Annotated in this window: 20 protein-coding genes; 15 read left to right on the top strand and 5 right to left on the bottom strand. The window is 62.6% G+C overall.

Features of this window, described 5'->3' with window-relative positions; translation table 11 throughout:
- Nucleotides 1-21: 21 nt before the first annotated feature.
- The 10 genes from DKB71_RS29890 (at nt 22) to DKB71_RS29845 (ending at nt 7,133) form a co-directional block, all read left to right on the top strand.
- Entirely contained in the window at nt 22-684 is a 663-nt protein-coding gene (locus tag DKB71_RS29890; RefSeq protein ID WP_007906836.1) for a riboflavin synthase, read from the top strand.
- A gap of 32 nt (nt 685-716) precedes the next feature.
- The gene (ribBA, locus tag DKB71_RS29885) at nt 717-1,808 is read left to right on the top strand and encodes a bifunctional 3,4-dihydroxy-2-butanone-4-phosphate synthase/GTP cyclohydrolase II (protein ID WP_274074413.1); all 1,092 of its coding nucleotides are present in this window, start codon (nt 717-719) and stop codon (nt 1,806-1,808) included.
- Between the two features lie 91 nt (nt 1,809-1,899).
- On the top strand, nt 1,900-2,376 hold the full coding sequence (gene ribE, locus DKB71_RS29880) for a 6,7-dimethyl-8-ribityllumazine synthase (protein WP_003228649.1): 477 nt from the start codon (nt 1,900-1,902) through the stop codon (nt 2,374-2,376).
- On the top strand, nt 2,373-2,873 hold the full coding sequence (gene nusB, locus DKB71_RS29875; RefSeq protein ID WP_008053839.1) for a transcription antitermination factor NusB: 501 nt from the start codon (nt 2,373-2,375) through the stop codon (nt 2,871-2,873). The genes ribE and nusB overlap by 4 nt, the downstream gene beginning before the upstream one ends.
- 18 nt (nt 2,874-2,891) lie before the next feature.
- Nucleotides 2,892-3,857: a thiamine-phosphate kinase gene (thiL, locus tag DKB71_RS29870; RefSeq protein ID WP_408599121.1), complete on the top strand. Its 966-nt coding sequence runs from the start codon at nt 2,892-2,894 to the stop codon at nt 3,855-3,857.
- Nucleotides 3,854-4,357: a phosphatidylglycerophosphatase A gene (locus DKB71_RS29865; protein ID WP_046815881.1), complete on the top strand. Its 504-nt coding sequence runs from the start codon at nt 3,854-3,856 to the stop codon at nt 4,355-4,357. Before thiL ends, DKB71_RS29865 begins: the two co-directional genes overlap by 4 nt.
- A 24-nt stretch (nt 4,358-4,381) precedes the next feature.
- Nucleotides 4,382-5,119, top strand: a complete 738-nt coding sequence (locus tag DKB71_RS29860) for a transporter substrate-binding domain-containing protein (RefSeq protein ID WP_323607774.1) — start codon at nt 4,382-4,384, stop codon at nt 5,117-5,119.
- Nucleotides 5,120-5,299: 180 nt separating this feature from the next.
- On the top strand, nt 5,300-5,917 hold the full coding sequence (ribA, locus tag DKB71_RS29855; RefSeq protein WP_180204442.1) for a GTP cyclohydrolase II: 618 nt from the start codon (nt 5,300-5,302) through the stop codon (nt 5,915-5,917).
- Entirely contained in the window at nt 5,914-6,333 is a 420-nt protein-coding gene (locus DKB71_RS29850; protein WP_323607775.1) for an MFS transporter, read from the top strand. Before ribA ends, DKB71_RS29850 begins: the two co-directional genes overlap by 4 nt.
- Nucleotides 6,333-7,133 carry a cobalamin-binding protein gene (locus DKB71_RS29845; protein WP_408599120.1) on the top strand — a complete coding sequence of 267 codons (801 nt, stop codon included), beginning with the start codon at nt 6,333-6,335 and terminating at the stop codon, nt 7,131-7,133. Before DKB71_RS29850 ends, DKB71_RS29845 begins: the two co-directional genes overlap by 1 nt.
- Before the next feature lie 138 nt (nt 7,134-7,271).
- Here DKB71_RS29845 and DKB71_RS29840 read toward each other — a convergent pair whose 3' ends face one another.
- From DKB71_RS29840 to DKB71_RS29820, 5 genes are all read right to left on the bottom strand, one after another.
- On the bottom strand, nt 7,272-9,155 hold the full coding sequence (locus tag DKB71_RS29840; RefSeq protein WP_408599118.1) for a TonB-dependent receptor domain-containing protein: 1,884 nt from the start codon (nt 9,153-9,155) through the stop codon (nt 7,272-7,274).
- A 138-nt stretch (nt 9,156-9,293) separates the two neighbouring features.
- Nucleotides 9,294-11,192 (bottom strand): 1-deoxy-D-xylulose-5-phosphate synthase, encoded by a 1,899-nt coding sequence (gene dxs, locus DKB71_RS29835; RefSeq protein ID WP_274074419.1) that lies wholly within the window; start codon nt 11,190-11,192, stop codon nt 9,294-9,296.
- A 91-nt stretch (nt 11,193-11,283) separates the two neighbouring features.
- A complete protein-coding gene (gene ispA / locus DKB71_RS29830) occupies nt 11,284-12,171 on the bottom strand; it encodes a (2E,6E)-farnesyl diphosphate synthase (protein ID WP_274074420.1) in 888 nt (295 codons plus the stop codon).
- Nucleotides 12,168-12,410, bottom strand: a complete 243-nt coding sequence (locus DKB71_RS29825; protein ID WP_007894317.1) for an exodeoxyribonuclease VII small subunit — start codon at nt 12,408-12,410, stop codon at nt 12,168-12,170. Before DKB71_RS29825 ends, ispA begins: the two co-directional genes overlap by 4 nt.
- A gap of 85 nt (nt 12,411-12,495) precedes the next feature.
- Nucleotides 12,496-13,635: a Fic family protein gene (locus DKB71_RS29820; RefSeq protein WP_408599115.1), complete on the bottom strand. Its 1,140-nt coding sequence runs from the start codon at nt 13,633-13,635 to the stop codon at nt 12,496-12,498.
- 276 nt (nt 13,636-13,911) lie between these two features.
- Here DKB71_RS29820 and DKB71_RS29815 point away from each other — a divergent pair, with 276 nt between their 5' ends.
- From DKB71_RS29815 to DKB71_RS29795, 5 genes are read left to right on the top strand one after another with little or no spacing between them, the layout of a single operon-like run.
- A complete protein-coding gene (locus DKB71_RS29815; RefSeq protein ID WP_408599113.1) occupies nt 13,912-14,700 on the top strand; it encodes a YfaP family protein in 789 nt (262 codons plus the stop codon).
- A gap of 35 nt (nt 14,701-14,735) precedes the next feature.
- Entirely contained in the window at nt 14,736-16,448 is a 1,713-nt protein-coding gene (locus DKB71_RS29810; protein WP_408599111.1) for a DUF2138 domain-containing protein, read from the top strand.
- Entirely contained in the window at nt 16,418-17,083 is a 666-nt protein-coding gene (locus DKB71_RS29805; RefSeq protein ID WP_408599109.1) for a DUF1175 domain-containing protein, read from the top strand. Before DKB71_RS29810 ends, DKB71_RS29805 begins: the two co-directional genes overlap by 31 nt.
- Nucleotides 17,080-21,636 carry an alpha-2-macroglobulin family protein gene (locus tag DKB71_RS29800; protein WP_408599107.1) on the top strand — a complete coding sequence of 1,519 codons (4,557 nt, stop codon included), beginning with the start codon at nt 17,080-17,082 and terminating at the stop codon, nt 21,634-21,636. The genes DKB71_RS29805 and DKB71_RS29800 overlap by 4 nt, the downstream gene beginning before the upstream one ends.
- 1 nt (nt 21,637) lies before the next feature.
- Nucleotides 21,638-23,257: a DUF2300 domain-containing protein gene (locus tag DKB71_RS29795; RefSeq protein WP_408599105.1), complete on the top strand. Its 1,620-nt coding sequence runs from the start codon at nt 21,638-21,640 to the stop codon at nt 23,255-23,257.
- Nucleotides 23,258-23,259: the final 2 nt, after the last annotated feature.

The raw sequence follows: 23,259 nt of genomic DNA, 5'->3' as shown, positions 1-23,259 counted from the left end.
CCTGTTCTCGAGGAGGACTCCATGTTTACCGGCATTATCGAATCCATCGGCAGTATTCGTGCATTGACCCCTAAAGGTGGAGATGTGCGGGTCCACGTCGAAACCGGCAAGCTCGACCTGAGCGACGTCAAGCTGGGCGACAGCATCGCGGTCAACGGCGTGTGCCTGACGGCGGTTGAACTGCCGGGCAACGGCTTCGCGGCTGACGTCAGCCGTGAAACCCTCGACTGCACCGCCATGAACGACCTCAAAAGCGGCAGCCCGGTCAATCTGGAAAAAGCCCTGACCCCGACCACGCGCCTCGGCGGTCATCTGGTCAGCGGTCACGTCGACGGCGTGGGCGAAGTGGTTGCCCGTACCGAGAACGCGCGGGCCGTGGAATTCCGCATCCGCGCGCCGAAGGACCTGGCCAAGTACATCGCCCATAAAGGCTCGATCACCGTCGACGGCACCAGCCTGACCGTGAACGCGGTCGATGGCGCCGAGTTCCTGCTGACCATCATTCCGCACACCCTGAGCGAAACCATCATGGCGTCGTACCAGCCAGGTCGCCGGGTGAATCTGGAAGTGGATTTGCTGGCGCGTTATCTGGAGCGCCTGCTGTTGGGCGACAAGGCCGCAGAGCCAACCTCCAGTAACATTACCGAAAGCTTTCTGGCCGCCAACGGCTACCTCAAATCCTGAAGCTCAAAATTTCGAAAGAAGGGGGGTGCCTTGTGGCGCTCAATAGCATCGAAGAACTGGTTGAAGACATCCGCCAAGGCAAGATGGTCATCCTCATGGATGACGAAGACCGCGAGAACGAAGGCGACCTGATCATGGCCGCCGAGTGCTGCCAGGCCGAACACATCAACTTCATGGCCAAGCACGCCCGTGGCCTGATCTGCATGCCGATGAGCCGCGAGCGCTGCGAGCTGCTCAAGCTGCCGCTGATGGCGCCGCGCAACGGCTCCGGCTTCGGCACCAAGTTCACCGTCTCGATCGAAGCAGCCACCGGCGTCACCACCGGCATCTCCGCCGCCGACCGTGCGCGCACCGTGCAAGCGGCTGCCGCCCGTGATGCCAAGGCTGAAGACATCGTCAGCCCAGGCCACATCTTCCCGCTGATGGCCCAGGCCGGCGGCACCCTGGCCCGCGCCGGCCACACCGAAGCCGCATGCGACCTGGCGCGCATGGCCGGTTTCGAGCCGAGCGGGGTGATCTGCGAAGTGATGAACGACGACGGCACCATGTCCCGTCGCGCCGAGCTGGAAGCCTTTGCCGCCGAGCACAACATCAAGATCGGCACCATCGCCGACCTGATTCACTACCGGATGATCCACGAACGTACCGTTCAGCGGATTGCCGAGCAGCCTCTGGACAGCGAACTGGGCCAATTCAACCTGGTGACCTATCGTGATTCCGTGGAAGGCGACGTGCACATGGCCCTGACCCTGGGCAACGTGTGTGCCGAAGAACCGACCCTGGTGCGCGTGCACAACATGGACCCGCTGCGCGACCTGCTGATGGTCAAGCAACCGGGCCGCTGGAGCCTGCGCGCCGCCATGTCCGCGGTTGCCGAGGCCGGCAGTGGCGTGGTGCTGTTGCTCGGCCACCCGCTCGATGGCGACGTGTTGCTGGCGCATATCCGCGAAACTGCCGACCACGCGGCGGTGAAAAAACCGACCACCTACAGCACCGTGGGTGCCGGTTCGCAGATCCTGCGCGACCTGGGCGTTCGTAAAATGCGCCTGATGTCGGCACCGATGAAATTTAATGCGATATCCGGTTTCGATCTGGAAGTTGTAGAATACGTGCCCTCCGAATAATGACCGGTCGTATCCGGCCCCGTATTCGCGGTTCAAATATCACTGAGGGATGCGTACGAGACGCGTCCCGGCTCTTTAAGAGATCTAACGAATGACCCTGAAGACCATCGAAGGTACCTTCATCGCCCCTAAAGGCCGCTATGCTTTGGTAGTAGGCCGTTTCAACAGCTTCGTCGTTGAAAGCCTGGTCAGCGGTGCTGTTGATGCCCTGGTTCGCCATGGCGTAAGCGAAAGCGACATCACCATCATCCGCGCTCCTGGCGCCTTCGAAATCCCGCTGGTTGCGCAGAAAGTCGCTCAGAAGGGCGAGTTCGCGGCAATCATCGCACTGGGCGCGGTCATTCGTGGCGGTACTCCGCACTTCGAATACGTGGCTGGCGAGTGCACCAAAGGCCTGGCCCAGGTGTCCATGGAGTTCGGCGTTCCGGTCGCTTTCGGCGTGCTGACCGTTGATTCCATCGAGCAAGCCATTGAACGTTCCGGCACCAAGGCCGGTAACAAAGGTGCCGAAGCTGCCCTGTCCGCTCTGGAAATGGTCAGCCTGCTGGCGCAGTTGGAGGCCAAGTGATTAGCGACGAAAGCGATCGTTTCAACCCGCGCGATCCAAAACCTGCGGATGCTGGCAAGCCATCGAAAAGCGTCAAGCGTCGCGAAGCCCGTCAGCTCGCGACCCAGGCGCTGTACCAATGGCACATGGCCAAGCAGTCGCTGAACGAGATCGAAGCGCAGTTCCGGGTCGATAACGATTTCACCGATGTCGACGGTGCCTACTTCCGCGAGATCCTCCACGGGGTGCCGCAGTTCAAGACCGAAATCGACACGGCGCTCACGCCTTGCCTGGACTTGACCATCGAAGAGCTGGACCCGGTTGAACTGGCGGTTCTGCGCCTGTCCACCTGGGAGCTGCTCAAGCGTGTCGACGTGCCGTACCGCGTTGTGATCAACGAGGGTATCGAACTGGCCAAGGTCTTCGGTTCCACCGATGGGCACAAGTTCGTCAACGGTGTGCTCGACAAGCTGGCCCCACGTCTGCGGGAAGCTGAAGTGAAGGCGTTCAAGCGCTGATTGGCGCTTGATTCAGCAATGGGTGAGTTTGAGCTGATCCGCAATTTCTTCGCCGCCGCGCCTTGTGCGCAGGGCGGCGAAGGCGTTGCCCTGGGGATTGGCGACGACTGCGCCTTGCTGGCGGTTCCTCCCGGGGAGCAGTTGGCGATTTCTACCGATACGCTGGTGGCCGGTGTGCATTTCGCCGACCCCTGCGATCCGTTTCTGCTCGGTCAGCGCTCGCTGGCCGTAGCGGTCAGCGACCTGGCCGCCATGGGCGCCATCCCCGTTGCCTTTACCCTTGCCCTGACCTTGCCGACGGTGACCGCCGATTGGCTGCAGGCCTACGCCCGTGGTTTGAACCTCATGGCGCAGAGCTGCGGCGTGGCGCTGGTGGGCGGCGACACCACCCGCGGGCCGTTGAGCCTGACCATGACCGTGTTCGGTCGGGTGCCGGGTGGCCTGGCCTTGACCCGCAGTGGCGCACGGCCCGGCGACTTGCTGTGTGTCGGCGGCGAACTGGGCAATGCCGCTGGCGCCTTGCCGCTGGTGCTCGGCGAGCGCGACGCTGAAGCCGCCATCGCCGAGCCGCTGCTGGCGCATTACTGGTCGCCGCAACCGCAGCTTGGCCTGGGGCAGGCGTTGCGCGGCAAGGCCACTTCAGCCATGGATATCTCCGACGGTTTGCTCGCCGATTGCGGACACATTGCCCTGGCTTCGAAAGTCGGGGTGCTGATCGAACGGGATCGCTTGCCGCTGTCCAAAGCACTGGTGGCCTTCCTCGGCCAGCCGGGCGCGCAGGACGCAGCCCTGAGTGGTGGCGACGATTACGTATTGGTCTTCACCATACCGTCCGTCGAGTTGCCGCCACTGGTGGCCGACGGCTGGCCGATCCATGTGATCGGGCGGATCGTGGCGGGGCAGGGCGTGACGCTGATCGATACCGATGGGCATGACATCACCCCGCAAACCCGGGGCTATCAACATTTTCGGGAGACACCGTGACAGATCATCCCAAACAGGTCCCGGCGGAATTCGTACCGCCCTCGGTCTGGCGCAATCCCTGGCATTTCCTGGCGTTCGGTTTCGGCTCGGGCACCTTGCCAAAGGCTCCAGGCACCTGGGGATCGCTGGTTGCGCTACCCTTTATCCCGTTATGGCAGATGTTGCCCGACTGGGGTTACTGGCTGATGCTGGGCATCACCATGCTGTTCGGCTTCTGGCTGTGCGGCAAGGTGGCCGATGATTTGCGGGTACACGACCACGAAGGCATCGTCTGGGACGAGATGGTCGGAATGTGGATCACCCTGTGGCTGGTGCCGGAAGGCTGGCAGTGGCTGTTGGCAGGGTTCCTGGTGTTCCGCTTCTTCGATATCCTCAAGCCGTGGCCGATTCACTGGGTTGACCGGCATGTGCATGGAGGCGTCGGCATCATGCTCGACGATGTATTGGCCGGGGTGTTTGCCTGGTTGGCGATGCAGGGGCTGGTATGGATTTTCGCCTGAGGGATTAATTAGGGAGAACTAGGGATGGCTCGACGCTGGTTGGTAACGATGGTGTTTATGGTGTTCGGTGCACTTGCCCAGGCGCAGGAGGCATCCACCCCGCCATCGGTGATTCATCTGGCCAGCGAAGACTGGGAAGACTATACCGCTGCCGACGGCCACGGCCTGGGCTGGGACGTGTTGCGCAAAGTCTTCGAGCCAGCGGGGGTCAAGCTGGACATCCGCAGCGAACCCTATGTGCGCTCGATGGGGCTGGCCGAGCGCGGTGAGGTCGACGCCTGTGTCGGCTCCTACCATGAAGAATCCAGCGACGTGCTTTATCCGCGCTGGAACTTCGATACCGACCATATCTATGCCCTGGGCTTGGCCAGCAGCCCGCAACCGACCCCGCAAACCCTGGGTAATTACCGCCTGGCGTGGGTGCGTGGCTACGATTTTCAGGATTATCTGCCCAATATCCGCCGCTACAATGAAGTGTTGCGGCGTACCGGCATCGTTTCGATGCTGACGCAGAACCGCGCCGACTTCTACATAGATGCTCTAACTGAAGTCGATTGGGTGCTCAGTCGGGCGAAGGATCCTTCCCAGTTCCGCCGCACGCATATTGCCGAATTGCCGTTGTACCTGTGCTTTGCCAAGACCCCGGCGGCCCGCAGCCTGATGGAACTGTTCGACCAGCGCATGGCGCAGTTGGTGAAAAGCGGTGAGCTCAAACCGATCTTCGAGCGCTGGAAGCAACCCTATCCGTTCGATGAGAACTAACCTGTAGGAGCTGCCGCAGGCTGCGATCTTTTAAAATCAAAGATCGCAGCCTGCGGCAGCTCCTACAGAGATCAAACTTTTTGATTGTTATGGCCGATAATTCAGCCTAAGCGTCGGTTGGAACCTGCTGTTACAATGCCGGCCTGCGAATCTTCAGACTTTTAGATCAGGAGCACACCGGTGCCTGTCGTTTTTGTCGCCGCTTCCAAGCTGCCAACGCCTTTTGCGCAATTCATCATGCACGGCTTTCTCGATGAGGCCACCGGCCGCGAGCACGTCGTGCTGAGCCTGGGTGAGATCGCCGACGGTGCCCCGGTACTCGGCCGGCTGCACTCCGAATGCCTGACCGGCGATGCCCTGTTCAGCCAGCGTTGCGACTGCGGCTCGCAACTTGAGGCCGCGCTGCAGGCCATCGCCCGTGAAGGTCGGGGCGTGTTGCTGTACTTGCGTCAGGAAGGCCGTGGCATTGGCCTGCTGAACAAGATCCGCGCCTATGAGCTGCAGGACGGCGGTGCCGACACCGTTGAAGCCAACGAGCGCCTGGGCTTTGCCGCCGACCAGCGTGACTACGCCATGTGCCTGCCGATGCTTGAGCACCTGGGGGTGAAATCCCTGCGCCTGATGACCAACAACCCGCGCAAGGTCAAAGCCTTGACCGACATGGGCATCGCGGTCGCCGAGCGCGTGCCGCTGCACACCGGGCACAATCCGCACAACAAACTCTACCTGGCGACCAAGGCCAGCAAACTCGACCACATGATGGGCAACGAACATCAGGGCGAGGTAGGCCGGGCGTGACCCGCGGCCAGGTGCGGCGGCGACTGTCCGTCAACTGGTGGCAATACCTGGCGTTGGCCTTGTTGCCGCTGTTCGTGATCAACGCCGTGTTCGGCCAGAGCGAGGCCATCCTGCCGGTGCTGGCGATGCCCTTGTTCATCGCTGGTGTCGCCTCGATGTTTGTCAGCCTGAAGTTCTTTGGCGGCTACAAACATGCGCTGATCGCCACCCAGAAAGCCCTCGACACCCCTGAAGAGCCTGGCGCCTGGATCAGTCTGGCGGCCAAGCGGCGCACGGCGTTCCTGGCAGCAGGCCTGCCGGCGTGGATCGGTGCATTGGCGGTGTTCGTCGGCCTCGAAGCGGTGCCGCTGATGCTGCTGGCGCTGTCGACTGCCGTGCTGTTCTACCTCTACCGTATTCCGCGTCAGCTCGGTTGATGCGTCCTGTCTGGCTGGCGGTGTTGCTGCTGGCCGCCAGTGGCTCGGCAGTCGCGGTCGAACGGGTTGTCAGCCTGGCGCCGTCGCTCTCTGAAATTGTCGTTGAGCTGGGTTCGGCCGACTTACTGGTTGGCGTGCTGGATGCCGGCGAGCGTCCCGCCGAACTCAAGGATCTGCCCTCCGTGGGCCGCTACGGCCAACTGGACATGGAGCGGCTGCTCAGTCTCAAACCCGACTTGCTGCTGCTCTGGCCCGGCAGTGTCGGCCCGGCCCAGCGCGAACAACTCAAGCGCTTGGGCATCCCCACCTACGTCGCCGAACCGCACGATTTCGAACAGCTCACCGCGCAGATCGAGGCGATTGCCTTGCAGCTTGGCCGGCCTGAGCGTGGGGCTGCGTTGGCTGGCGGTTTGCGTCAGCGGCTGGCTGAGCTGCGTCAACGCTACAGGCGCGAAGAGCCGTTGCGGGTGTTCTATCAGGTCTGGGACCGGCCGCTCTATACCGTTGGCGGTGGCCAGATCATCAGCGCGGCGCTCGAAGTGTGCGGGGCGCGAAACGTGTTCGGCGATCAGACGTTACCGGCGCCGCAGGTCAGTGTCGAAGCGGTCCTGCAGCGCGATCCCGAGGCGATTCTGGCCGGTGATCAGGCGCAGCTGGATGCGTGGAAACTGTGGCCGCAGGTGGCGGCGGTGCGGCAGGGGCAATTGCGGTTGGTGACGGATAAAGGCCTGGAGCGGCCGAGTGGGCAGATGATTGAGGCTACGGCCAAGTTGTGCCGGTTGATAGCGCCCGAACGCTGAGACCGAGTTGCGGCCCTTCGCGAGCAAGCCCGCTCCCACACTGGATTTCAGTGGACACCGATTTTGTGTACGACAGAGGTCAAGTGTGGGAGCGGGCTTGCTCGCGAAGAGGCCAGACTGGCCAACAAAAACTTCAAATCAGAGCCCAGGCGTCCAGGTCACCCCAAACATCCACGCCCGACCCTCCTCGCGATACCCGTACTGGTTGCCTTCATGGCTGTACATCGCCCGGCTGTATCCCTTGTCCAGCAGGTTATCGACCTTCAGCTCCAGGCTGACTTCACGATTGAGCGCCCAACTGCTGCGCAATCCCAACAATCCATAACCCCCCAATGGCTGTTGATTGTTCAGGTCGTCATAGCTGCTGCTCACAGCTTGCCAGCTGGCGCCCAGGCCCAGGCGGTCGAACTGGCGGTCCAGATCCCAGCTCAACGTACGCCGGGCACGACGGGCCAGGGTATGCCCGGTGTCGCGGTCCCGCGGGTCGATGATCGCCACGCCAAGGTTGCTCTGCCAGCCGAACAACTGCTGTTTCAACGCCGCTTCAAAGCCGTTGATCCGCGCCGAGGCGACGTTTTCCGGTCGTGAGTTGCTGCCGAAGATGATCGCGTCTTCGAGGTCCGTGCGGTACAGCGAGGCCTCCAGGCGACTGTTCTCGGTCAGTTGGCTGCGCCATTGCAGCTCGTAACTTTTCGAGGTCTCGGGTTTCAGGTCCGGGTTGCTGAAGTCCGGGTAGTACAGGTCGTTGAAGGTCGGAGCGCGGAAACCTTCGCTGTAGGTCAGCAGCACGTCGTTGTCCGGGTTCAGCGGCAGGGTGAAGGTACCGCTCCAGCTGTTATGGCCGCCGAACTGCTGGTTCTGGTCGCGGCGCAGGCCCAGCTCGGTGGAGAAGCTGTCGGCCTGGTAGCGATGCTGGATAAAGGCCGCGCGGTTCCAGCGGCTGTCCTCGTCGAACGGCGTGCTGCTGTTGACCCGGTCCTGGTACCAGTCGCCGCCGAGGATCAGGCTGTTGCGCTCGTCGAGTGTCAGGTCGTTCTGCCAGTTCACCGAATCGCGGTAGGTGTTGAACACGCTACGTTCATCGCTGAGCTTGTCGAACGTCTTCTCGCGGTTTTCGCTATGGCCGAATTCGACGCGGGTTTTCCACAGGTCGTTGACCCGTGCGTCGACGTAGCTGCTGACACTGCTCACATCGAATTCGTTGTAGGGCTGCTGCTGGACTGACTCGAAAGTGTCCAGGTCGAAGCGGCCGAACGGATTGTCATATTCGCTCTTGCCACGGTTATCCAGCAGGTTGGCGCCGATCTCGACGTCGTCGCTGAGGGCGTGACTCAGGCTCAGGCTCAGGGATTTGTTGCGGTATGCGTCGTGATCGCCGTCGCTGGGATACGACTCATGGGTGCGATCGATCCCGGCGGTTTCATCGAGGCTGGCGCCGAGGTTGAAGCGGGTCTGCTCATCGCCACCGGACAAACCGAGGCTGCGCTCCCAGGTCTGGTTGCTGCCAAAACCGACATGCAGGCGTGGCTGCAGGCCGGGCTCGCTGCCACGCCGGGTGAAGATCTGGATCACCCCGCCAATCGCATCGCTGCCGTAGATCACCGAACGGGAGCCGCGCAGCACTTCCACGCGCTCGACCTGTTCGATGTTGATGTGTTGCAGGTTGCTGTCGCCAGAGGACGAGTTGCCGATCCGTTGGCCATCCACCAGCACCAGGCTCTGGGCCGACTGCGTGCCGCGGATGTAGATCCCCGGCAAGCTGCCGCGTCCGCCGGTTTGTGCCACTTGCACTCCCGGTACACGGCGCAGCAGATCAGTGACGCTGTTCGGTTGCAGTCGGTCGATGTCTTCGCGGGTGAATACCGTGTTGGCGGCGCTGCTGTCGTTGCGCGCCTGGACCTGGCGGTTGGCGCTGATCAGCACGTCGGGCAGTTTCAGGGCCTGGTCGCGTTCGAAGGAGTCAGCCAGCAGGTGTCCGGACGGCAGAAGCGTCAGCGTCAGGGCGAGGGGGGAAAGTTTCATCGGTGATCCGTTGGTGCTTGGGTGTACACAAATCAAATGTGGGAGCGGGCTTGCTCGCGAAGGCCGTGTGTCAGTCAACATTTCTATCGACAGATTCACCGCTTTCGCGAGCAAGCCCGCTCCCACAGGGTCTTGCGTTTAAATATTCAGCAATTGCAGGCGTTCGCGGATCGATGCTTCGATACCGGCCTCATCCAACCCGCACTCCGCCAGCATTTGCGCCGGCTTGGCGTGCTCGACGTAAACATCCGGCAAGCCCAGGTGCAGCATTGACTTGAGGATGTTCTCGCGGGCGAGGAACTCACTGACCGCACCACCGGCGCCGCCCATGATGGCGTTTTCCTCGACGGTCACCAGCAGTTCATGGCTGCCGGCAATCTCGCGAACCAGTGCTTCATCCAGCGGTTTGACGAAACGCATGTCGACCACGGTCGCGTCCAGCGTCTCGGCGACTTTCAGCGCCTCGGCCAGCTGTACGCCGAACACCAGCAGGGCGACCTTGCTGCCCCGACGGCGAACCACACCCTTGCCGATTTCGATCGGCTCGAGGTCTTTCTCGATGGTCGCATTCGGGCCATTGCCGCGCGGATAGCGCACGGCCGCCGGGCCTTCGTACAGGTGGCCGGTGGTGAGCATCTTGCGCAGTTCGTTTTCGTCGCTCGGGGTCATCACCAGCATGCCGGGGATGCACCGCAGGAACGACAGGTCGAAGCTGCCCGCATGAGTCGGGCCGTCTTCGCCGACCAGGCCGGCACGATCGATGGCGAACAGCACGTCGAGGTTCTGCACCGCGACGTCGTGCACCAACTGGTCGTAACCGCGTTGCAGGAAGGTCGAATAGATCGCCACCACAGGCTTGGCGCCTTCGCAGGCCATGCCGGCCGCCAGGGTCACGGCGTGTTGTTCGGCAATCGCCACGTCGAAGTAGCGCAGCGGGAAACGCTCGCTGAAGGCCACCAGGTCCGAGCCTTCCTTCATCGCCGGGGTGATCCCGACCAGACGCGGGTCGGCAGCCGCCATGTCGCACAGCCATTCGCCGAACACGCCGGAGTATTTCGGCCCGCTGGCTTTTTTCGGCGGGTTGGCCGGCGCATCGACAGGCTCGAGCTTGGTGATGGCGTGGTAACCGATCGGGTCGACTTCAGCCGGAGCGAAGCCTTTGCCTTTCTTGGTGACGATGTGCAGGAACTGCGGGCCCTTGAGATCGCGCATGTTGCGCAGGGTGGCGATCAGGGTGGGCAGGTCGTGGCCGTCGATCGGGCCGATGTAGTTCCAGCCCAGCTCTTCGAACAGGGTGCCGGGAACCAGCATGCCTTTTGCGTATTCTTCGGTACGACGGGCGATTTCCCAGGCACCCGGCAGGCGCGACAGCACTTTCTTGCTGCCCTCGCGCATGCTCGCATAGGTGCGACTGGAAAGGATCTTCGCCAGGTAGTTCGACAAGCCGCCGACGTTGCGCGAGATCGACATGTCATTGTCGTTGAGGATCACCAGCATGTTGGCGTCCACTTCCGGCGCGTGGTTCAGCGCTTCGAACGCCATGCCGGCCGTCAGTGCGCCGTCGCCGATCACGGCAATCGCCTTGCGCTCGCTGTTCTGCAGGCGGGCGGCAATCGCCATGCCCAGGGCCGCACTGATCGAAGTACTGGAATGGCCGACGCCAAAGGTGTCGTACTCGCTCTCGGAACGGCGCGGGAAGGCGGCAATACCGTCCTTCTGGCGCAGGGTGCCCATGCGCTCGCGACGACCGGTGAGGATCTTGTGTGGATAAGCCTGATGACCTACGTCCCACACCAGCCGGTCGTCCGGGGTGTCGAAAACGTAATGCAGCGCGATGGTCAGCTCGATGACGCCCAGGCCTGCACCGAAATGCCCACCGGTCTGGCCGACCGTGTAGAGCAATTCCAGGCGCAACTCATCGGCCAGGGTTTCCAGCTCGGCTTCGCCTAACCGGCGCAGGCCGTCCGGCGTGTTCGCGCGGTCGAGCAGGGGCGTGGTCGGGCGCTTGCGGGGAATCTCATGGAACGTCGTGGGCATCAGGCGAATCGTTATAGGTATAAAAGATGCGGCAGTTTACCTGATGCATCGGCCCCTGCCCACGCGTTGGTCTTTTTTGGCGGATACGCCGTCAGCTGCGGCGCGAGACGATGTAACGGGCCAGGTCGCGCAGGGGCTCGGCAGCCGCGTCAAACGGTCGCAGCGCGTGCAGCGCCTGATCGCGCAGTTCCAGGGCATAGGCCTTGGCGGCGTCGAGGCCGAGCAGGGCCGGGTAGGTTGGCTTGTCGCGGGCAATGTCGGCGCCCTGGCGTTTGCCAAGAGTTTCGGTATCGCTTTCGACGTCGAGAATGTCGTCCTGGACCTGGAAGGCCAGGCCGATGGCCTGTGCATAAGTCTGCAGGGACTTGAGTTCGTCCTTCTCGGCGCGACCGCTGGCCAGGGCGCCTAGCTTGACGCTGACTTCGATCAGCGCGCCGGTCTTGTGCCGGTGCATGTATTCGAGCGCCTGCTGATCGAGCTTCAGGCCGACCGAGCCAAGGTCGATGGCCTGGCCGCCGACCATGCCCGCCGGACCCGCCGCCAGGGCCAGCGCACTGACCATTTGCAGGCGGATCTCGGCGTCGGCATTGCTCAGGCGCGGGTCGAGCAGGGCGCTGAACGCCAGGCTCTGCAAGCCATCGCCGGCGAGGATCGCGCAGGCTTCATCGAATTTTTTGTGCGTAGTCGGCTGGCCACGACGCAGATCGTCGTCGTCCATGGCCGGCAAATCGTCGTGTACCAGCGAATAGGCGTGGATCAGTTCCACTGCGCAGGCCGCGCCGTTGGCCTGCTCGGCCTTGCCGCCCAGGGCTTCGCAGGCGGCGTAGGCCAGCAGCGGGCGCACGCGCTTGCCGCCATTCATCACGCTGTAGCGCATGGCTTCGTACAGTCGCGCCAGCTCAGGGCTCGGCGCGGTGAACAGGGTTTCCATGGCGGCGTTGACGCGGGCCTGGCTGGTCGCCGAATACGCTTCAATCATTCTGGTTGATCCGCGTCGAAGGGTTCCTCGGCCAACTCGCCGTCACGCTCGAGCAGCACCTGAACTTTTTGCTCGGCCTGGGCCAGCGCCGCCTGGCAATCGCGGGTCAGGCCGATGCCTTGCTCGAAAGCGGTCAGCGAGTCTTCCAGCGATAATTCGCCATTCTCCAGGCGCTCTACCAGCGTTTGCAGGTCAGCGAGGGATTGTTCGAAATCCAGTGCAGCTTTTTTGCGGGCCATGGCGGCGATTTCCGGTTGACGTTAAACCGGCGCGACACTAGCAGATAGGGGGTTTATGGGCAAATACACCGGCACCGCAAGCCCCCTACAGGGTTTCAGGATAATTGATTTGATACCGGGTACTGCGTCCGCCACCCGGTAGTCGATTCAGGCAGCCCTTCGCCAGTAGTTCAGCCAGATGGCGGGTCGCGGTCGCTTTGGATACTTTCACCACCGCTTGATATTGCGCGGCGCTGATCCCGTCCTCAAACCCTCGCTCCCCGCCATCGAGCAAGCGATTCAGTACCTTGGTCTGCTCGGCCGACAAACCGGACTGCCGGTGCGCCTGCCAGAAGCGGGCTTTGCCCAGCACCGACTCGATCCGCGCCATGGCCTGCTGCAGGCTGCGCAACAAGGTCTGGAGAAACCACTCCAGCCATTCAGTGATGTACAGAGTGGCTTTCTGACTGTTTTCCAATACGCGGTAATAGCCAGAGCGATCTTCGAGGATGCTCGCCGACATGGCGTAAAAGCGAATCGCCTGGGCCTCGCCCTGAGCCAGTGCAAGGTCGGTGATGGCGCGAGTCAGGCGGCCATTGCCGTCATCAAAAGGGTGAAGCGTGACGAACCAGAAATGTGCGACCCCGGCCCGCAGTAACGGGTCGAGCCCCGCCTGATTCCGGCTGCTTTCAAACCAGTCGAGGAAACTATCGACCTGGCGCTCGAGGCCCTGGCGCGGCGGCGCTTCGAAGTGAACGGTCGGCCTGTCGAGGCGACCGGACACGACTTGCATCGGATCATCGCCGCGCAACGCGCCGACCCGCATGCTGCGGGTGGCGAGGTCGGTGTCCTGATCAGGAAACAACCACTCATGCCACCCAAGCAATCGTTCCAGTGTCAGTGGTTCAGCGAAATGCTGCGTGGCATCGAGCATCAATTGCGCCAAGCCTTCGCTACGCTGGCTGACATGGTTGCCATCAAGTTGCTCCAGCCCCAGCCGTCGCGCCAATGAAGAGCGCACCGAGCCGACATTCAACTGCTCACCTTCAATGGCGGACGAGGTGACGATGTTTTGCAGCAATGCATCCAGTTCACTCTGCGCACTCAGCGAATTGCCCACGGAACTGACCATGCCCGTCAATCGACCTTGTGCCTGGACGCACTCGCGCAGCAACGGTGCCAGTCGTTCGGCGTTCCAGGTGAAACTCGGCCAATCGGGCTGCTGCCAGATCCAGAAAGGTGCCATGAACTCGCTACTCTTGAAGGTGTGAGCCGATTAGAAAGGCTATTCGGCTCATATAGTGAGCCGAATATGATCTTTATTCGGCTCACCGTCCAGCCGTCGGCGTGATTCGCACCTCATTTTCAGCGTTCTCCGATTGTTAGGCGCGGACTGAGCGTCTAACCTTCGCGCCATCTACGACCCGTGAGTCTGGGTCTTTCTGACGAAACGCAGCATCCGCATCTGTAACGCGCCGAGGATCAGGCGCAAGGTTTCGTCATGCATGGCAGGAGGCGTCACATGCGCTCATTTCTTTTGCTGCTGATCGGCTGGTTCTGTGCGCCCGCCCTGGCCGCGCCGAGTGCCGAGTTGTCGGAGCCGGTGGGCGGCTGGCGCTTCAACGGTTTGCTCGACCGTACCGAAAACCCGCAAGTCGCCTATCCCACGCCCCCCATCGATCGCGGTGTGCAGCGCAATCGCACGATGATCCAGGGCCAGCTCAAGGCCATCGGCGCACAGCGCGGGCCCCATACCTTGGCGGTCAACGGCAATCCTTTGAACCTGTACACCGACGATCAGGGGCGTTTTGCCCGGCCCTATGCATTCGGGGCCGGTTCCAACAGCGTCGAAGTGCGCAGTGCCGAAGGCCAGTCGCTCAAGCGCGTGCAGTTCTATGAAGCCAACAACCTGCGCACTCCGGCGCGGATTCGCGTGGTGCTGGGCTGGGACGATCCGAAAGCCGAGCTCGACCTGCACATCGTCACCCCGGACGGCCAGCATGCGTTCTGGGCGCGCCCGGCCATGAGCAATGGCGGTGGCCTGGACCCGGACGGCGTCGACGGCCCTGGTCCGGAAATGTTCACCATGACCGCGCCGCTGCATGGCACCTATCTGGTTTACGTCAACTATTGGGGCAACTTCGGTAGCGGCGGCTATAACTTCGATGAGACCAGCAACCGGAACGAGGTCATCACCTCGCAGATCAACCTGGTGCTCAACGAAAACACCGTCGACGAAAAACGCGAAACCTTCATCGTGCCCCTGCGCGCGATCGGGGATCTGCTGCTGGTCAAGACTTTCAACTATTAAGCATCCCGCTCCACGGATGAACTGGGTTTTGTGAAATGAGCGATAGCACTATTTTACCGGCGGCTGAAACACCGAGTGCCAAACCGTCCCGCCGTTGGCCGGTCATTGTGGCCGGGCTGTGTCTGGTCGCGGGCGTGGCCGCTGGCATGGGCTGGCTGATGCATAAAAACAAAGCCCCGGCACCGCAACTGGCGGCTGAAAAGCTCGGCATGAGCCGCCCCGACGGCCTGCTCGAAACCCATTCCCTGAGCCAGTTGCCCAAGGACCTGCTGACGGTGCCGTTCCTCAAGGAAACCCTGACCGAAGATTTCGTCTTCTATTACCAGACCCATGCCGATCGCCTCGGGCTGATTGGCAGCCTGCGGCGGATCATTTACGAACACGACCTGAAGTTGCAGGACACGCTGATCGAGCAGCTGTTCGATCAACCGGCGGACGTTGCGTTGTGGCGCGGGGCGGACGGCCGGCTCAAGGATTTTCTGCTGGTGATGGATCGCGGTGGCCTGGCCAAGGTGCTTGAGCCGCTGGCGAAAGTGGCGCTGGATGATTCGCAGTTGAGCAAACTCGCGGACGTGAAAGTCGGCAACGACGACGTGGCGCTCTATCAACTCACGTACAACGCCAGCAAGGCGCTGCTGTTTGCTTCCCACGGCGACAAGCTGGTGGTGCTGTCGAATCCGACCAGGCTGTACGATCCGCAAAGTGGGGCGACACAGGAAGCGGGCGGCGTCTCGACCCAAGCCATCGCCGCGCTGCTCAATGGCGACAAACTGTTTCCCGAGGCCTTCGGCCTGCAACCCCGCGCGCCAGAGGTGAAACAGCGGCTGTCGGTGAATGCCAGTGTGCTGGCCATGGGGTATCAGCGTTTCATTCCGAACTTCGCCGGGTTGCGCTTCGACATGGACGACAAGGGCTGGCACAGCTTCCTCGCCATGGACGAACTGGACAACCAGCCGGACTTCGATTTCAAACCGATCTGGCAAGCCATGCCCATGGGCGCCAGCGCTTGTGTGACCCTGCCGCTGGCCGCCGAACAACAGCAGCCGCTGCTGCTCAAGCTCGGTGCCGACGAGGCCGCCGCCCAGGCGCTGACCGAGCACATGGGCGGTGCGGCGGGCCTGTGCTGGTACGCCGATTCGCGGCTTTATACACCGCTGCTGGTAGCCAGCCTCAAGGATGAAGACAGTGCCAGCCTCGATGGTGAACTGGGCAAACTGTTCGGCTCGATGGTCGGCGCTTATGAAGGCAAGGTCGATGAACATGCGTTCCCGGTGGTCGAGAAGCAGGAAGGCCTGAGTCATCAATGGCAGCGCCAGGTCAGCTCCACTTTCGGTCCCTATGCGGCAAAGGATGCATCCGATCCCGATCAGATCACCGGCAAGGCCTTCATGAAAGTCAGCCTGGCGCGTCACGGTTCGACGCTGCTGTTTTCCCTCGACGACAAGCTGGTGGATAAAGCCCTCGGCACCCTCGACAAACGCTTCCCGCCGATGGCCGACGTGGTGCCCAAGGACCTGCTGATGCCGGTGTATTTCGGTCCGGACTCCATGGCCCAACTGATGCAGCGCGAAACCCTCGACAGCCTGCCGCAAGACATGGAACCGGTGTTCTCCAACGCAGCGCAAACCTACCTGATCCCGAAATTGCGCAAGCTCGGCGGTTACGGCAAGTACGCCCTGACCCTGCCCGAGGGCAGCGAGCCCGATGGCCACTGGCAATGGCTGCCGCTGGAGTGGAAAGCGCTGTGAACGCACTGATCCGCAGCCTCGGCGTGCTCGCATTACTGTTGAGCGCGGGCGCCCGGGCCATCGACGCACCGGCGCTCGACCCGCAGCAATCCCATGTATTCCGCGCCTGGTTCGTGCGCATCGCCCAGGAGCAACTGAGCCAGGGCCCGAGCCCGCGCTGGTATCAGCAGGACTGCGCAGGGCTGGTGCGTTTTGCCGCCAACGAAGCGCTGAAAGTCCATGATGACAAATGGCTGCGCAGCAATGGCCTGTCCAACCGCTACCTGCCGCCGGAGTTGCAACTGAGCGATGCCCAGCGCGGCCTCGCCCAGCAGTGGCAGCAGGGTGGTGGCAAGGTCGGGCCCTACGTCAACGCGATCAAGCTGATTCAGTTCAACAGCCAACTGGTTGGCCGCGATGTCGCACAGGCACGCCCTGGCGACCTGATGTTTTTCGATCAGGGCGACGACCAGCACCTGATGATCTGGATGGGCCGCTACATCGCCTATCACACCGGCACCACCACCCCCACCGACAACGGCATGCGCTCGGCAAGCCTGCAACAACTCATGACATGGAAGGACACCCGATGGATACCCGATGCAGCCAACCCCAACTTCATCGGCGTCTATCGACTGAATTTTCTCTCCCAATGACCGGTGCCCGCATGCTGCGTTTTCTGTCCCTGTTGTTGGTATTGGTGCTGCCTCTGTCGACGGCCAACGCCGCAGACACTGTTGAGCCCAGTGGCTACACGCCGGTGACCGGTGAGAGTTTTTTCCTGCTGGCCGACAGCAGTTTTGCCAGCGACGAACAGGCAATGGTCCGCCTCGAAGCGCCGGGTCGCGACTACCGTCGCTTGCGCATGGAACCCTACGGCGGCGCCGACATTCGCGTGTATCGCATCGACAAGCCGCTCGACTTCCTCAAACGCCAGAAGAACCTGCACCGGGTGGTCAGTGACGGCCAGTTCAAGGGCGAAGGCCTGTCGAATACGCTCGCCTATCTGTGGGACAACTGGTACCGCAAATCCCGCCGGGTGATGCAGCGGGCGTTTTCCTACGAGTCGCGTAAACAAGTCACCGAGCAAGTGCCGGAACTGAAAATGGGTAGCGCCATGGCCGCGCCAACACCCTACGACGCGCAGCCGCAATTCGCGCTGATTCCGGGACTGCCGGTGGTCAGCCAGTTTCGTTATCCGCTGTGGCAAGCCAAACCAATCCAGCCGCCTGAAGGCGTCAACCTCGCCGGGTCTTCCAGTGAATTCGTCAGTGTCGCGCCGGGCAACGTCTACATCCCGTTGGGCAACTTGAAACCGGGGCTGTATCTGGTGGAAGCGTTGATCGGCAAGTACCGTGCGACCACCATGGTCTTCGTCTCCAACACCGTGGCGGTGAGCAAGATTGCCGGGGACGAACTGCTGGTGTGGGCCGCGCGCAAACACGAGGGTAGCTCGGTGCCCAAGGTCAATGTGCTGTGGACCGATGGCCTGGGTGTGATGAGTAGCGGGGCAACCGACGCCGATGGTTTGCTGCGCCTGAAACACGTCAGCCCCGAACGTTCGTTCGTGATCGGTGAGGATGAAGAGGGTGGGGTTTTCGTTTCAGAAAACTTCTACTACGACAGCGAAATCTACGACACCAAACTCTTTGCCTTCACCGATCGCCCGCTGTACCGGCCAGGGGATTGGGTATCGCTGAAAATCGTCGGGCGCGAGTTCAAGAATGCCCGGGATTCGGTGCAACCCACCGCTGCCGACGTCAATGTGACGGTGCTCGATGCGACTGGTACGGCGCTGCAAAGCCTGGACCTGAAACTCGATTCCAAGGCCGGCACTCAAGGCCGTTTCCAGTTGCCGGACAACGCCGTGGCCGGTGGATATGAGCTGCGTTTCAACTACAAGGAGCAGGCCTACAGCAGCGCCTTCCGCGTGGCTGAATACATCAAGCCGCACTTCGAAATCTCCCTGAACCTGGCCAAGCAGGACTACCGCACCGGTGAACCGGTCAAGGGCAACCTGGTGCTGCTGTATCCGGATGGCAAGCCGGTGGCCAACGCCAAACTGAGCCTGAGCCTGCGCGCCCAGCAACTGTCGATGGTCGACAACGAGCTGCAATACCTCGGGCAATTCCCGGTGGAACTGACCAGCACCGAACTGACCACCGACGCCAAGGGCAACGCCGTCCTCGATTTGCCGGCTGCGGAAAAACCGAGTCGCTACATGCTCACGGTGTTCGCCAGCGATGGCGCGGCGTATCGGGTCAAGACCACCAAGGAAATCCTCATCGATCGCGGCGCGGCGAATTTCCGCTTGAGTGCACCCCAGCGCTTCAGTGCGGTGGGCGACAAGGTTGCGTTCAGCTACGTCAACGAAAGCGAACAAAGTGCGGCGGTCACCCCGAGCAGCTATGGCTGGGTTCGCCTGGAAGACCAGAGCACTGGGGAAGGTAAACTCGCGGCAACCGACAAAGGTTTCACCCTGGCCTTCGAGCGTCCCGGCACTTACAGCCTGACACTCAGGGACGACCACGGCCGCACCCTCGGCGCCACCGGTCATTCGGTCACCGGCGAGGGCGTCAAAGCCGTACCGGGCACCGTGGAAATCGTCCTCGACAAACCCGAGTACAAAGCCGGCGACGAAGCGCTGGCGTTGATCACCTTCCCCGAGCCGATCAACGATGCGCTGCTGTCGCTGGAGCGCGACAAGGTCGAGGCCACGGCGTTGCTGTCCAAGGGCAGCGACTGGCTGAAGCTGGAAAAACTCAGCGACACTCAATACCGCGCGCGCATCGTGGTAAAGGACAGCTTCGCGCCGAACCTGACCTTCTCGGTGCTGTACACCAAGGGCGGCCAGTACAGCTTCCAGAACGCCGGGATCAAGGTGATCACGCCGCAGATCGACGTGGCCATCGCCACGGACAAAGAGACCTACCGACCCGGCGACACCGTTGCGGTGGACCTGACCACGCAGTTCGCCGGCAAGCCGATCCCGGCGCATCTGACGGTCAGTGTGGTCGACGAAATGGTCTATGCCTTGCAGCCGGAAATCGCTCCGACCATCGACCAGTTCTTCTACCATCCGCGTCGCAACAACGTGCGCACCAGCGCCAGTCTGTCGTTCATCAGCTACGACGTCGCATTGCCCGGCAGCCCCGGCGCGCCGGGCAAGGCGAACCGCAGCGAGCGCGGGGTGAAAGTGCTGGAGCGGCCGCGTCGCGAAGACGTCGACACCGCCGCCTGGCAACCGGAGCTTGTGACCGACGCCAACGGCAAGACCCGGTTCACCTTCAAGATGCCGGACTCGCTGACCCGCTGGCGCATCACCGCCCGGGCCATCGCCGATGACGGCCAGGTCGGGCAGAAGAAGCAGTTCGTACGCTCGGAGAAACCCCTGTACCTGAAGTGGAGCGGGCCGAGCAAATTCCGCGCGGGTGACAAACCGGATCTCGGTGTGTTTGCTTTCAGCCAGGCGCAAAACCCGCTCAAGGCTGAGCTGGTGATTCATTACGCGGGCAGCGATCAACGGGTTCCTGTCACGCTCAACAGCGGCATCAACTACTTGCCGTTGCCAGCGTTCGAGTTGGTCAATGGCGAGTGGAGCGCTGAACTGGTGCAGGACGGCAAAACCGCCGATGCCCTGGCCGTGCGCCTGAGCGCAACCGGCGAAGGCTGGCAAGTCACGCAAAGCCAGCGCCTGGACGTGGCTGGCGCGGAGACGCCGCTGAGCCTGCCGGCGGATGCCACGGATATTCGCCTGCGCCTGGATGACAGCCCGCAAGCGCTGTTCCGTGCGGCCCTCGATGACCTGCTGGGCTACCCGTATGGCAGCGTTGAGCAAACCGCCAGCGGTTTGCTGCCGCTGAGCATCGCCTATCCCGCCTTGTCGTCTAACCCGCAGGTGCGCGATCGCTTGCGTCTGATCATGCAGAACAGCCGCCTGCGCCTGGTGCAGATGGCTGGTCCTTCGGCGAGCTTCACCTGGTGGGGCATGGACGGCGAGCCGGACGCGTTTCTAACCGCCTACGCCTATTACGCCGACTGGCACGCCAGCCGGGTGCTGGAACTGAGTCTGCCGCCGGAACACTGGCAGCGGGTGCTGGAGGTGTACGCGAAACAGGCGAAGAGCACTCCGCTGCTGCAACGGGCATTGATCCTGTCGTTCGCCAGGCAGATGCAGTTGCCGGTCAACACCTTGCTCAGCGGTTTGATGGAAGATCTGATGCAGGCAGGTGAGGGGCGTGCCGATAACGTCATGGACGTGGCGGGCGATAGCCTGGTCATGGGGGATCCGGATTCGGCATTGGGCCTGGCCGCTGCCCGCGTCTTGACTGCCTCGTTAGCCGCGCAATCGAAGGTCGCTTTGCCGGACGCGTTCAAGCGGCAACTGGCCGACGCGCAGCAGCGCCTGGCCACCAGCTCCGAGCCGTTTGCCGAGGCGTTGAATGCGTCACTGCAGCCTTTCGATCAGGCCCACACGCAAGCGTTGTTGCAACGTCTGCTGCCACAGCAATCCACCCTGGAACGCGCGCTGGCACTGACCTGGTTGCAACGCAGCATCGAACAGGCCGCGCCGGCCGTGGCCCTGAAACCGGGCGACGGATGGAAGCAGGAGCAGGGCGCCACGGGTGAAGTCTATTGGACTTGGCAAGGCGCACAGGTACCCGGCGTATTGTCGTTGAGCGGTGCGCAAGAGCGGTCACTGAGCGCCGCATTGAGCTTCCAGAGCCAGCAGCCAGCGGTCGATCCGCTGCCCGTGACCATCACCCGTCGCCTGTCGCAACTGGTGCCGGGCGATGAAGCCTTCACCTTCAAGCAGCAGCCGGTCGGCCATGCGCCGTTGTCCAGCGACAATCTGTATCTCGACGAAGTGATCCTGACCAGCAAAGCCGCCAGACCCTTGCACTATGGCCTGCTGGAAGTGCCGCTGCCACCGGGCGCGGATGTCGAGCGCACGACCTGGGGCATCAAGCTCATGGGCAAGGCCGGGACCGAACCGTCGGCGCTGGAGAAGGCCCGTTTCGAGCCGGGACAAATGGCCTACGCCGTTCCGGTGGATGCCTTGAGCGGCGAACTGCGCCTGCGTCACCTGGTGCGTTTCTCGCAGAAAGGCCAGTTCAGCTTGCCACCTGCGCGTTTCACCCAGGTCTATGCGCCGCAGCATCAGGCTCAGGAGCAGAAGCCGGCGCTCGGTCAGGTGACGGTTCACTGACATGCATCGACCCTGGGTCTGGTTGCTGCTGAGTCTGATTCCCGCGCTGGTCACAGCGCAGGAGGAACCGCTACGACTGGCCTACAAGGATCAACTGCTGACGTTGAGCCACACGCAGCTGCTGTCGCGCGAGCCCTTGGCCGACAGTCTGCAGGCGCCCCTGGGCAGTGTCTGGAAGCTGTTTGTGTACGCCTGGCTGGTGGATACCGGCGCGCGAGAGCCGGCCTATGAGTGTCGCGGGCAGTCGAAAGAGGAAGTCTATTGCTGCGCTGCGGGTGGCAAAGTCGAGCGGGATCAGGCGTTGGTGAAGTCCTGCGGATTGTATTTCGAGCCGGCGCGCCTGGCGCTTGACCCTGGCGCCTGGCGTGACTATTGGCAGGCACGACAGGCGCCGCAGTGGCTGCTGGACTTGCCGTCATTGCAGCCCGCCACCCGGGTCTCGGTGACTGAATTGCTGCGCGCGCTGGCGCTGATGCCGGCGCAGGACCAGGCGCGTCGCGTGTTGCTGGATGTGCTGTTGAACGCGGCGGATGGCAACGTCGTGGGCGAGCTCGGTAGCCGCTTGCGGGTAAAGACCTGGAGCTGGCTGGGGGATCGGGATGCGGCATCGCGCCAAGGTGGATTCGCCGGTTGGACGGCGGATGGCACGCCGATCTGGGCGGGAGGGCGCGGCACCAGCCAGCGGGTCCTGCGCGACTACGCCCAGGCCTTGTCTGCGGTGGTGCCGGCGTCCTGGCCGGCGGAGGCGGGGCAGTGTGTCGAGGTCGATCTGTTCTCGCGTTATCCACTTCAGCGGGTCATGTCAGGTGACCGCGTGGTGTCCTCCGGCCAATTGCAGGGCGATTACCGCGTCGAGTTCGTCAACGGCAACCAACTGGATATCCACAGTGACGGCGAACTGTTTTTATTCAAGGACAAGCTGGTCGCCCGACTGGATCGCGAAGAGTATGTTGCCCGAGTTCTGCAGCGTGAGGCCAGCGCGGAACCCGCGGAAGCCGCCAAGGCCCTCACCGTGGCCATCCGCACCTACCTGCTGCAAAACGCCACGCGTAACGGTGATTGCCTGAGCATCGACGACAGCAGCCAGCGCCAGCGAGTCGCCCCACGCCCGGCCACTGCGGATACCCGCGCCATCGCCGCCTGGACCAGCGACCTGGTGCTCGCCGGCAGCACGGTGACCTACCACTCCAACCAGCCAGGCCTCGACAAATTGTCCTGGCAACAAGCCGTGGAACAAGCCAGCGCCGGCCAGCGTTACGACGCCATCCTGCTCCACGCCTACCCACGCGCCAGCCTCAGCCGCTGGGACAATCCTGTGGCTTCCTGCGAAGCGCTGCCCGCCGCACAAGACTGGCTGCAAAAGCAGCGCCGCAGCTGGCGCCCGCGCCTGGAAGGCGAAGCCGGCTACAACGAAGTCAGCACCTTCGCCGTCTGCCGCTTGGCCTTCGGCCGCCCCTTCGTCGACCGCGAACGCCAGCGCCTCTACGTGCGCGGCGTGCTCTCCCTGCAAGACCGCCTCGACCTGACCCACGAATACCTGCACCTGGCCTTCGAAGCGCACCCCAACGGCCAGGATGAAACCTACATCGAAGGGCTCGCCCGCCACCTTTTGCTGGAATAGAC

Origin of the sequence: Pseudomonas sp. PLMAX, from assembly GCF_046042685.1 — a bacterium.
In the GTDB taxonomy this organism is placed as follows: domain Bacteria; phylum Pseudomonadota; class Gammaproteobacteria; order Pseudomonadales; family Pseudomonadaceae; genus Aquipseudomonas; species Aquipseudomonas putida_AE.
The sequence above is the reverse complement of the archived record's forward strand: the minus strand, read 5'-3'. Positions and strand labels throughout refer to the sequence as shown.

Coding starts and splice junctions, on each gene's coding strand:
- ispA (WP_274074420.1), bottom strand. CDS start 12,171: ATGATTGAAGCGTATTCGGCGACCAGCCAGGCCCGCGTCAACGCCGCC.
- dxs (WP_274074419.1), bottom strand. CDS start 11,192: ATGCCCACGACGTTCCATGAGATTCCCCGCAAGCGCCCGACCACGCCC.
- DKB71_RS29805 (WP_408599109.1), top strand. CDS start 16,418: ATGGCTGCCGCTGGAGTGGAAAGCGCTGTGAACGCACTGATCCGCAGC.
- DKB71_RS29825 (WP_007894317.1), bottom strand. CDS start 12,410: ATGGCCCGCAAAAAAGCTGCACTGGATTTCGAACAATCCCTCGCTGAC.
- DKB71_RS29795 (WP_408599105.1), top strand. CDS start 21,638: ATGCATCGACCCTGGGTCTGGTTGCTGCTGAGTCTGATTCCCGCGCTG.
- ribE (WP_003228649.1), top strand. CDS start 1,900: ATGACCCTGAAGACCATCGAAGGTACCTTCATCGCCCCTAAAGGCCGC.
- DKB71_RS29840 (WP_408599118.1), bottom strand. CDS start 9,155: ATGAAACTTTCCCCCCTCGCCCTGACGCTGACGCTTCTGCCGTCCGGA.
- DKB71_RS29845 (WP_408599120.1), top strand. CDS start 6,333: ATGCGTCCTGTCTGGCTGGCGGTGTTGCTGCTGGCCGCCAGTGGCTCG.
- DKB71_RS29815 (WP_408599113.1), top strand. CDS start 13,912: ATGCGCTCATTTCTTTTGCTGCTGATCGGCTGGTTCTGTGCGCCCGCC.
- DKB71_RS29800 (WP_408599107.1), top strand. CDS start 17,080: ATGACCGGTGCCCGCATGCTGCGTTTTCTGTCCCTGTTGTTGGTATTG.
- DKB71_RS29810 (WP_408599111.1), top strand. CDS start 14,736: ATGAGCGATAGCACTATTTTACCGGCGGCTGAAACACCGAGTGCCAAA.
- DKB71_RS29890 (WP_007906836.1), top strand. CDS start 22: ATGTTTACCGGCATTATCGAATCCATCGGCAGTATTCGTGCATTGACC.
- DKB71_RS29820 (WP_408599115.1), bottom strand. CDS start 13,635: ATGGCACCTTTCTGGATCTGGCAGCAGCCCGATTGGCCGAGTTTCACC.
- DKB71_RS29860 (WP_323607774.1), top strand. CDS start 4,382: ATGGCTCGACGCTGGTTGGTAACGATGGTGTTTATGGTGTTCGGTGCA.
- thiL (WP_408599121.1), top strand. CDS start 2,892: ATGGGTGAGTTTGAGCTGATCCGCAATTTCTTCGCCGCCGCGCCTTGT.